Source organism: Endozoicomonas sp. ONNA2 (assembly GCF_024606365.1).
Taxonomy (GTDB): Bacteria; Pseudomonadota; Gammaproteobacteria; order Pseudomonadales; family Endozoicomonadaceae; genus Endozoicomonas.
On the sequence record NZ_JAHHPO010000981.1, the window covers coordinates 1 to 10,685 of the forward strand.

Annotated in this window: 7 protein-coding genes; 5 read left to right on the forward strand and 2 right to left on the reverse strand. The window is 49.9% G+C overall.

Going from position 1 to position 10,685, the window contains the following annotated elements:
• The first annotated feature begins 189 nt into the window (after window positions 1-189).
• Complete coding sequence (locus tag KDK14_RS17315; protein WP_257266437.1) at window positions 190-2,823, forward strand: hypothetical protein; 2,634 nt, start codon at window positions 190-192, stop codon at window positions 2,821-2,823.
• Between the two features lie 134 nt (window positions 2,824-2,957).
• On the opposite strand, the gene KDK14_RS17320 is transcribed toward KDK14_RS17315, so the two are convergent.
• Both KDK14_RS17320 and chrA read right to left on the reverse strand, forming a co-directional pair.
• Complete coding sequence (locus KDK14_RS17320; protein ID WP_257266438.1) at window positions 2,958-3,446, reverse strand: hypothetical protein; 489 nt, start codon at window positions 3,444-3,446, stop codon at window positions 2,958-2,960.
• 290 nt (window positions 3,447-3,736) lie between these two features.
• Complete coding sequence (gene chrA / locus KDK14_RS17325; RefSeq protein WP_257266439.1) at window positions 3,737-4,879, reverse strand: chromate efflux transporter; 1,143 nt, start codon at window positions 4,877-4,879, stop codon at window positions 3,737-3,739.
• Between the two features lie 167 nt (window positions 4,880-5,046).
• Between chrA and KDK14_RS17330 the strand changes: the two genes are divergently transcribed.
• The 4 genes from KDK14_RS17330 (at window position 5,047) to KDK14_RS17345 (ending at window position 10,592) form a co-directional block, all read left to right on the forward strand.
• Window positions 5,047-5,412, forward strand: coding sequence for a carbohydrate-binding protein (locus KDK14_RS17330; RefSeq protein ID WP_257266440.1), 366 nt, complete (start codon window positions 5,047-5,049; stop codon window positions 5,410-5,412).
• 139 nt (window positions 5,413-5,551) lie between these two features.
• Window positions 5,552-6,844, forward strand: a complete 1,293-nt coding sequence (locus KDK14_RS17335) for a hypothetical protein (RefSeq protein WP_257266441.1) — start codon at window positions 5,552-5,554, stop codon at window positions 6,842-6,844.
• 72 nt (window positions 6,845-6,916) lie between these two features.
• A complete protein-coding gene (locus KDK14_RS17340; RefSeq protein WP_257266442.1) occupies window positions 6,917-8,764 on the forward strand; it encodes an ABC transporter ATP-binding protein in 1,848 nt (615 codons plus the stop codon).
• Window positions 8,765-8,807: 43 nt separating this feature from the next.
• Window positions 8,808-10,592, forward strand: coding sequence for an ABC transporter ATP-binding protein (locus KDK14_RS17345; RefSeq protein ID WP_257266443.1), 1,785 nt, complete (start codon window positions 8,808-8,810; stop codon window positions 10,590-10,592).
• The last annotated feature ends 93 nt before the right edge of the window (window positions 10,593-10,685 follow it).

The window sequence follows — 10,685 nt, forward strand, 5'->3', positions numbered from 1 at the left end:
TAGCTAAATATCCTATTATCGGGATGATCGTTCGACCGATTCTGTCGCCCTGGCGCAGCCGCAAGCAGAATAGGAAGCGATGAACGGCAGTCATTCAATGGTCTGAAACCACTGCATGAATCAGGGAGGGCGCATCGCAGACTGGTCTCAGCAATCCTTGAATCACCGCGTAATGAATCCCTGGAACAGATGAAACTGAATTATCCACTCGACTCGATGGCCTCCAGGACGATCGACAGGTGTCGTATTGCCGGACGGAATATTTCCATGATGCCGCAGTTGTCAGACGCTGGTTTTGCCGACTCATGGCAACAGCCTGTCCAACACAGTACACCGTACGATATCAGTACCAAGCTTGAATCTGCAGATAAAACCATGGTGCCAGTAGGTGCTGTTGCAGCAAATAATAGTGAGCCACTGACATCATTGAATCGGCCATCCATCGATTCAGACACCTATTCAGACACCGAATCATCAACGGACGAATCATACATTGAATCTGCCTGCCAACAACCATTGTCAGTGTCTGTTAATCAGTTACCAAAACACGTAATGAATACCGGTATAACAGAATCAAAATCAGTACCGTTGCGTAATTTTATGTATTTTAACGCTGTGTTAAACGCAAATGGTAAATCAGAAAAAACGGTGAACAACGGGTCGTCTACTAAAACCCCTGATCTTGAGCACCAACGTATACATAACCCAAAAAAAATCAAAGAATTGAAATTTGCTACGAAATTTTTGCCAACCAGGTTCGATGACCAATCATTTACTTGCATTGTTGAAAAAATCAATGAGCTGATCAACAAGGATACCATTGGCTTGATTCAGTATCTAAACAGCGCTGACACTGTCAAAGAGATAAAATCACTGAATTCCAAAGAAAAATCAAAGCTCACCCGGATTCTATTTAATGATCCTGACCGCCCTGATCTCCAATTGGCAATAGCCAGTCAAACCGGCCAATATCTGGTTTCCCGGCGAACGTCAGACCAGTTTATGGTGGGCTTCACAGGCAGTCTTATTGAAGCAGGCAGTCTTATTGAAGATAGTGGGTTATTGAAACAAGCAAGGGAGACCGCAGGCTCAAACTTTTGGCTGGATGTTTTTCGCACCCACAATGCATCGCATCTGCCAGAAAGTGCTACCAGAAAATTAGCGGATTCTACGGCAGATAATATGAAGTACTTTGGGTTTAAGGATGGCAAGGCAACAAAAAATATTGCCAGGTCCTGTCCAATCTGCCAGATTCCACAAACGAACCGGGGCAAGCATAATAAAATTTTCCATCCGGATAGCATGGTGGAAATTGGGCCGGACCATAAACTCACCACACATATTTATTCGAAAGATTTTTTAGCGTTCATGAATGGCAATGAATTAACTGCCAGGGAAAAAAAACGCCTGTTTCCACCGGCCCTGTTTAGCCTGTTTAATGAACATGGCTTCACTTTCTCTGCCTTGAGTGAGAGTGCCCTGATTTTTCCGGAAGCGTTTCTCAGTCCTGCGCTATGCCGGTACATCGATGATTTACGAGAGTCTGCCATCCGGGATTTTGCTGACGTGATCAATGGTATTGTCCCTCCGGGTAAACGCAAGGCTACTCTCAACTGTTACCGTTCGATGATAAGGTTCAGTACTCAAATACCGGTACTGGCCCGGGTCGGTGCTGAGATAGAAGCAATACTGAAAGAGCAAAATATCCCCATACCCTCTGGCTCAGTTGCAGAGCGTTATTATATCCGAAAGTTTTCTACGCCTATTGCCCCGGAATCTATCGGGGATAACGAACTTGACACCCCCAAACGTCTGCTTGCCCTGAATATGTCGAAGCGTCTTGAAGTCTACGCTTTCCTTGCAGGCAATAAGGGCACTAACCGGAAACAGCGCTTTTTCCAACGGGAACAAATGCAGGGCGTCGTACGCAAAGCCATGGACAAAGTCTGTGCAGACAGCGGCAGCGATTTACGCCCCGGCTCAGCGCCGATTTTTATTGGTTTTATTCCACCGTTCATTGCCGACTGTATTGCCAGGCAGCACGGCTTTCTTGACAGCAACTGGTCAGGTGGCATTTTACACGGCAAATATTCTCACTCGTTGGCACTCACTTGCCTGGCAAATCTGGCGAACCTGGATCAGGCCATTATGAAAACCATCGTAGATAATGGGCTATGGGGTGCCATTCTCGACCAAAACCCATACAACTGCATTAATATAAAGCCTGCACGCCCGAACTTGCCATTTTTACAGATTAACCCTGAAACAGTCACCTCCACTGCAGTTACTTCACCTGTCAAGCATCACCAATTACTCACCACTGGCCAGCTCTCGATCAGCCTCGCAGACATAGCCCGAGTGATTTCACGGCACCCGGCACAGGCCGAATTGCTGCAAACACTTGCCAGGCGTATGGGAATGGATAACCCGTTGACCCTGGAACAGCTGCAACAGGTAACCGGGCATATCCGGGTTCTCGAACTGGTTTTATCCACCAAACATTTGAATTCCATGGAGGAGCTTTACAAAGCAAGAAGAGGTGGTGGAATTTTTCCACACAACTTGAAGCTTCGTAAACCTGAGGGAGCCGAAATCGGTGATCTCCCGGACCCGGGCGATATGGCCCAAAAAATAAAAGCAAAAAAATATTTCCGTAAAGGTGGCTATCAGATTAAGGGGATTGTTATAGACGATATGAAAAACATGTGTAGCAACGGGCTGAAATTGTTAAATATCGAGGATGAGAAGACGATTAAGCGTTGTCACGCTTTTATCGCCTTTCCACCGGAGGGCAACACAAACACAGTGGACCGAATAAAATAATCCAAAACTTTGCCGTGAAAAATATTTTGCTAAACCATTTCTCATCCCTGAGGTGGTGCAAAATAAGTTCACGGGCCATGGGCATTTGTGGTTGCTTCGGGCAGAAGCCACGGACACTCAAACGTTTTCAATCGCTAACTTGAGTTACTGCCTGTTGTGGACGGCGGCTTTGTAGCCAGAATACAAATATTTCTATCAAATTTGTACTTATATATAGAATAAGCCTTTGGTGCTACATCAATAACTCTTAACCCTGCTATTGGTTCCTCGCGAGGGTCAACAAATCCCTCTGCAATTGATGGCAGTTGAAATTTCACCCCGGTAACATCCTTTCCCAATTTTTCACCAAGGGCATGAGATAGTTGCTTTACTGTTGTATTTCCGTTTACTTTTATTTGTGTGCACGGACCCGAAAGACTGATGAAACCAACGGTAGATTTGATCAGGTTGCGAACATCAACCTCATAAACTTCTCTGTGAAAAGCCTTACAGCATTGGGATAACGCCAAAGCATCCCTGGCGGACAGATAACCGGATCTGACAAGGCTGGAAACGATAACCGGTTTAGAAGCAAGAAGTTCAACGGAATGTATACTGGGTTGGTGATAGTTGTTATCAATCATATCGTATAACCATAAGTAGTTGACCAAATGTAATCGTATCTAAATCAGCTACTATGCAACGTAGGGAGCACAGCCGTATCTATGTGACCGGAATTGCAACGCCGTAGAGTGAAAGACCATTTAGTCAGAAAATATGATTTCATTTGGTTAACTACCTACATTTATTTCCTGTAGATTTATTCAAGGCAGCAGTAAAAAATTCTTATCATAATCAGGACAGGTGCTTACTGTGACCGGTAAATTGTAGTCCATAATAAGAGACCTACCAATTTGAACACACTCAATGTGGCTTAAAGGATCAACACACCAACGCCAATAAATATCACCACCAGCCAGAAAATCGAAATCTTTATGACACGTAGCAGAAAACAGCCAATCAAAACCAGCCCCATTGCCATTGCCGAATGCACTGCAGAGGTAAATACTGGTGAGTAAAGCGCGCAGAGCAGCAGTCCGACGACAGCAGCATTTATACCGGCAACCGCCCCGGCAATCCGCCCCCGTCCAGCCAGGGCTTGCCAGGCAGGCAGTATACCGATCACCAGCAGAAAACCGGGCAGGAAAATAGCCAGCGTTGCCATAACAGCCCCCAGAACCGGCGTTGACTCAGAAGCAAAATAGCCAAGATAGGTCGCCAGGGTAAACATCGGGCCGGGTACTGCCTGGGCTGCGGCATAGCCGGTGAGAAATGTATTGGTACTGATCACGCCCTCCGTTGTGCCTTGCAGTAATGGCAGAACCACATGGCCACCGCCAAACACCATACTGCCAACCTGATAGAAGTCACTGATCAAGGCTGCCCGGGGCGAATAAACAGCCAGCAAAGGCAGGCCAAACAGTAAAATGGCAAACAGAATCAGTGGCCAGAAAACAAAGCGACACTTGGCCTGACTCTCTTCATTACCCGGTAACCAGCAACAACCAACCAGAGCAGCCACCACCAGAATAGCCATCTGAACCAATACCCCAGGAAACACCAGCAATAGTGCTGCACTGAAAACACACAGACTAATAGTCAACCGACTTTTACAGAAAGACCGGAACATCTGCCCAGTGGCATCCGCGACCACAACAACGGCCAGCAATTTTAAACCGGCAATAATCCCCTGGTACCAGTCAGCAGACAGGAACCGCTGACTGCTTATGGCTACCGCCAGCAGAATCGCAAACGAGGGTAAGGTAAAACCGACAAACGCTGCAATTCCCCCCGGCAATCCTGCCCGCTGGTAGCCGAGGGCAAAGCCAACCTGACTGGAGCCGGGGCCCGGCAAAAACTGGGCAAGAGCAATCAGCTGTGAATATTCCACATCCGTTAACCACTTGCGCTTCTCAACAAAGGTATTTCGAAAGTAACCGATATGCGCCGCCGGGCCGCCAAAACTGGTCCAGCCCAGCAGGAAAAACTGCCAGAAAATGGTCAGTAACTTATCCACAGACAACTTGCCAGAGAATTAATGAAATAATTATTCGATGATATACATCTGTTGTTTAATATGTATATTGATTCAATCAATTAATCAGAATCAGTATTCCATACCGGCAGTTGCAGAAAACCTGGACAAAAATAAATTGAATTGCTGTCTAATGCCACCATAACAATATGAAATCATATATTTCTGACTGCTTGCGCCTGCACTCTCGGCAACTGCTCCTGCACCCATGCAGTCGTGCTTCGTTACAACTCCGGTCACATGGCTACGGCTACGCTCACTGTGTTGTGCCTCACGATAGTGCCAGCCCAAGTAGCCAGAAATATTCGATTCCATATGGCCAGCTACTTAACCCATCCTTCTGGGAGTTCTACCTGACAAAACCTTCACCCGGAGGCCAGTGGAACCCGGAGAAGGTTTATGTCAAGGGAGATGTGGTCCGCCATAATGAGCAGAACTGGCTGGCACACAGGTGGACAAAAGGTGATGAGCCCGGAACCAGTGGTAAATGGCTCCCCTTGCGTCAAGTTGAATAACCTGTAACCAGATGTCGTCTTTCTTCTGAGATCACCGGGGTAAAAACCGGTGATTCTTGCCAGTAAATTGAATTTTTGTGTGAATCGCGTGTCTGACACAACACTCTTGTCATTCTCTGTCAATTTCAAGCGATACATTATGAAGCCAAATACCTTATCATCCCAAGGAATGGCCAGTTTCGGGGAAAGGCAGTCAGTGCCGTCTAACACCGGTACCCCGGATAATAACCAGCGCCAGGGTGCGGCCTATGCCCGCAATGTTGTTGCTGCTCACGTTAATTTTCCTGGTCTCAGCCATCCAGTGCATGGTAGCCAATCTGCAGTTGGCGGTGAGCGATCGGCCGGTGATGGGGATACACCGCCAGACAGCGGCTTGATCACCCGGGTAATAACAGAGACCGGGGTGTTGTCAGCCCGGCATCAGCCGTTACCCCATTGCGGTATCAAGGTTGTCACCGCTGGCAATTTTCGATCTGATATGGCCAGTAAGCCGGTTGGCAAGCCAGTGATCTGCGACGATTCTGATCTCCCCTGCGGACATACCTACCAGCCTTATTTCTGGCTATCCAGTTTGGCCCATCGCCTGCTGGCTCCCACTCGTGGGCCGCATGCAGGTAAGCAGTGTTGGGTCATTGACCAGTTTTGGATGTCAGAGAACGAGGCCCGGCAAGACTTTCGGGCACGGTTTGAACACCGTCTGGTGGGTTATGGCTTTACCGGTCCTGACGCCTCTGGCGGGCCAGAAAAAAATTACGGTGTATTTGCCAGCACGCCGGTAGCAAAAGGTGAGCTGCTCGGGATCTATTCGGGTATCGGATATGCCATCAACAATGAGTCGTGGGCCAAGAAGAATCGCGATTGGCGACCTGCATATTTGCATCGGAAGTTTACTGAAGATATGCCGGATTTCATGAGCTACTACCGAACTCTGATGGCCGGCCTCAGGGGTAAAGAGCAAACCCAGCGTACGCTTTCGAAATACACTCAGGAAGGGATCGCTAAAGATCCCTTGCGCATGGTTGTCGTTTTGCCAGATAACGGGCGTTATACGCCTATGCACTTTGTTAATTCCGCCAACAGGGCCGAAGATGTCAATACAGCTGTTGAGTTTATTGCTGTCAATACCGGATTTGGCAATTTTACCGTCCCGGTCTCTATTGCCATCAAGGGAATCGCTGTCGGGCAAGAGTTATTGATGGATTACTGTGTCGATCTTGATGCCAAAAAACAAGGGGTCCTGACGGGGACCGCAGCTCAGGAAAAAGCCATTTATAACAAGAATCGGCTTCTCCAGCTTGATATGACCAACAAGCTCAATAGGGCGGTGCCGGGCAAAACGCCGATATCACCGTTTGTTGCCGCACCGGCTTGTTGTGTGTCAGACGAAATTCGGAAAAACCAACGGCGGGCAAGTCACAAAAAAATTCGGTAATTACTTCATTGACCATGAGAATCATTTTCAGTTCAATGGCCTGTTATAAATCAGCACAATAGAACCAATAAATTGAAACTACTGTGGAAACTCCGTTTTATCCTGAAGGACTACTGGCAGCAATACCTGCTGGCCTTTATCTGTCTGCAGATTGTCTCTGCCCTGAACCTTCTGCCGCCCTGGCTGATTGGTCATGTAGTTGACGGTATAAAAGACAATAGCCTTACCAACCGGGAGCTGGCCGGTTATGTTGCCGGGATACTGATAACGGGCATCGTCGTTTATTGTTTCCGCTATGTCTGGAGAGCCCAACTTTACGGTGCCTCCATTGAGCTGATTCGTCAGCAGCGCAGCCGGTTGTTTGCCCATTTCACCCGGCTCTCTCCGGAGTTTTACCAGCACCATACGACCGGTGACCTGATGGCCCATGCCACCAATGACCTCAATGCGGTTGAGGAGAGCGTCGGGGTCGGGATCATGACCCTGGTTGACTCCCTGATCGCCGGCTTTACCGTGTTGTTCGCCATGGTATTTTTGGTCAGTGGTCAACTGACCCTGCTGGCGATGCTGCCTTTCCCGGTGCTGGTCTGGGCGACCAAACGCTACGGCGTGGCATTGTACTCACGCTTTGGTCGCGCCCAGGCCGCCTTTGCCAACCTGAACGAAGAGGCCCGGGAATCCATCACCGGTATTCGTGCGGTCAAGGCACACCAGTTGACTGAACGGCAAACCCGGCGCTTTGCGCAGCTGTCCATGGAGGGGGTGGCAGCAAACACCAGCGTTGCCAGGGTCGATGCCCTGTTTGGCCCGAGTATCAGCCTGTTTTTTGGTCTCTCTTTTGTGCTGGCCCTGGTCGGTGGTGCCTGGCTGATCAGCCAGGGTCAGCTGACCGTGGGCCTGCTAACCAGTTTCACCCTCTACCTGAGCCAGATGCTCGGGCCCATGCTGCAGTTTGGCTGGCAGTTCAATGTTTTCCAGCGGGGCAGTGCTTCCTGGGGGCGTCTGGAAAAACTGCTGTCCCGCCAGCCCAAGGTGAGGAATGCACCGGATGCCCGACAGGTACCAGACGACACAAGTCTTTCGATCAACATCCGGTCATTTGGTTATGACGGGGCTTCTGAACAGAAGCCAGTATTGCAGGGCATCTCTGCCGAGATACCGGCGGGGGCATTTATCGGGATTACCGGACGTACCGGCAGCGGTAAAAGTACCCTGCTCCGGCTGATCCTGCGGGAATTTGATCTGCCCGAGGGCTCTTCCATACAGATGGGCAATATTCCACTGCCACAGCTGAGCATGGAATCCCTGCGGAAAAAACTGGCCTGGGTACCCCAGGAGCCTATGCTGTTTTCCGGCACCATCACCGACAACATTCGCTTCTCAAACCCGGATGCCAGTCCGGAAGCAGTGAAAAAAGCGGCAACGCTGGCGGGGATCGACGACGAGATCATGGACTTTAAGGATGGCTACCACACCCTGCTGGGTGAGAATGGCATCAACCTGTCCGGTGGCCAGAAACAGCGTTTGGCACTGGCCCGGGCCCTGCTGGCCGACAGTGAAATGTTGCTGCTGGACGATGCCTTCAGTGCCCTGGATATGAAAACTGAAGCCCGTATTCTGAAAAACCTGATGGCTATGAAGGGTAAGAAAACCATCATCCTGGTTACTCAGCGGCTACCGGAGCTGATAACCGCTGACCATATTCTGGTACTGGACCGGGGCCGTATTATCGAGCAGGGCAACCATGACCAGTTGCTCTCTAAAGGTAAAGATGCCACCGGTATAGAGGCCACCGGCCAGACTAAAGGAAATACCACCGATCATTGGTATGCAAAAATCTTCCAACAGCAAGCAAGGACCCTGCTGCAACCAGTGGAAGTGAAGCCCGGTGCCGCAACCAAACGTCCTGGTGTTGCCTGAGGGCCTGAGGGCCTGAGGGCCTGAGGGCCTGAGGAAGAGTGCAGTGATAATAAACGACGAGCAAAAAACATCGGGCTACCGGGGATTGGCCAGGCTGGTTCGTTATGCCAAACCCTATCAATGGCCGTTCGTTGCTGCCTTTCTGATCCTGTTGTTGGCCACCAGTCTGGAAATGCTGGCGCCGTGGCTGATGAAGATCATTTTGGATGAACATATCGCCCCCGGAGTGAATGATACCATCGGCCTTACCATTATGGGCGCTACCCTGTTTGCCACCTATCTGGGTTCGGCCATCCTGCAGTATATCCAGAATGTGATGTTTCAGGAAAATGCCCTGAAGGTAGTGCACGACATACGGCGCATGCTATTCGCCCATGTACTGAAGTTGCCCATGGGCTATTTTGACAGCGAACCAACCGGACGTCTGGTGTCCCGTATTACCAATGATTCAGAAGTACTGCGCCAGATGTTTGTGGGCGTAATTCCGGCGATACTCCAGGCCTTTTTCCGGGTTGTGGGCATCTTCATTGCCATGGCCTTGCTGGATATCCAACTGATGTTGATGACAGCGCTGCTGATTCCCCTCCTGTTGCTGGCCATTCACCTGTACCAGAAAATCAGCCACCCGGTGATTCACGGAGTACGCAGCCAGTTGGCCAATATCAATACCCGCGTCAACGAATCCCTGAATGGTATGCGGATCATTCAGGCCATGGGACAGGAAGCCCATCTGCAGCAGCAGTTTGACCAGGATAATGAACAGTGGAGCCAGCTCAAGCAAAAGAACATCAATATCGACAGCCTGCTGCTGATGCCTTTCACGCACCTGCTCAATGGTATTGCCCTGGCGGTGGTGGTGGGCTGGTTTGGCTACCGCTCCGGGTTTTCCCAGGTCGAAGTGGGGACGCTCTACGCCTTTATCAATTACCTTGGGCGATTCTTTGAACCTTTCCGGCAAATCACCATGCAGATGAGCAGCCTGCAACAGTCCCTGGTGGCCTCAGAGCGGTTGTTCCAGGTATTGAACGAAGCGGCAGAAGAGAATCACGATGGCCAGGGCAATAAAGAAAGCACAGAGATCCATAGCGGTAAACTGGCCTTCAATAACGTAACCCTGTCTTATGATTCCAAAAATCGGGCGCTGGATAAGGTCAGCTTCACCGTCGAGCCGGGGCAGTTTGTCGCTATTGTGGGTCACAGTGGCAGTGGCAAGAGTTCGGTGATCAACCTGCTGATGCGCTTCTATCAACACCAGGAAGGCCAGATTCTGATTGATGACCAGCCTTTGTCCACCCTGTCGGAAGACACAGTGCGCCGGGGTTTAGGCCTGGTATTCCAGGAGCCTTATATTTTCAGTGGCACGATGGCTGAGAATATCAGCCTGAACCATCACCAGATTACCGACGCGCACGTTCAGGCAGCCGCCAGAAAAGTCCATGCGGACCCATTCATACAAGGGTTGGAAAAAGGCTATGAACATAAACCCGGCCCCGGAGGCAAGGCACTGTCCACCGGAGAAAGGCAGCTGCTGTCGTTTGCCAGGACCATTGCCCAGAATCCAAAAATCCTGCTGCTGGATGAAGCCACCGCCAATATCGATGGTGAGACAGAACACCATATTAAAAAGGCGCTGATTACCCTGCGGGAAAACCGCACCACCATTGCCGTGGCTCACCGCCTGTCAACCATTCAGGATGCCGACCAGATTCTGGTGATGGATAAGGGAAAGATTGTCCAGCGTGGCACCCATGAACAGCTGCTGCAACAGGAAGGGCACTATCGCGACCTTTATCTGGCACAGCAAACGGAAAAGCAGCTCTGTGAATAGCCCGGGAGGCTGTCCGAGAATAGCGCCGGTAGCGAGGTTGGCAGAAAATTGAGGATAAAAAGTCGGAAATTTTTAGACCAATTTGCTGCCACC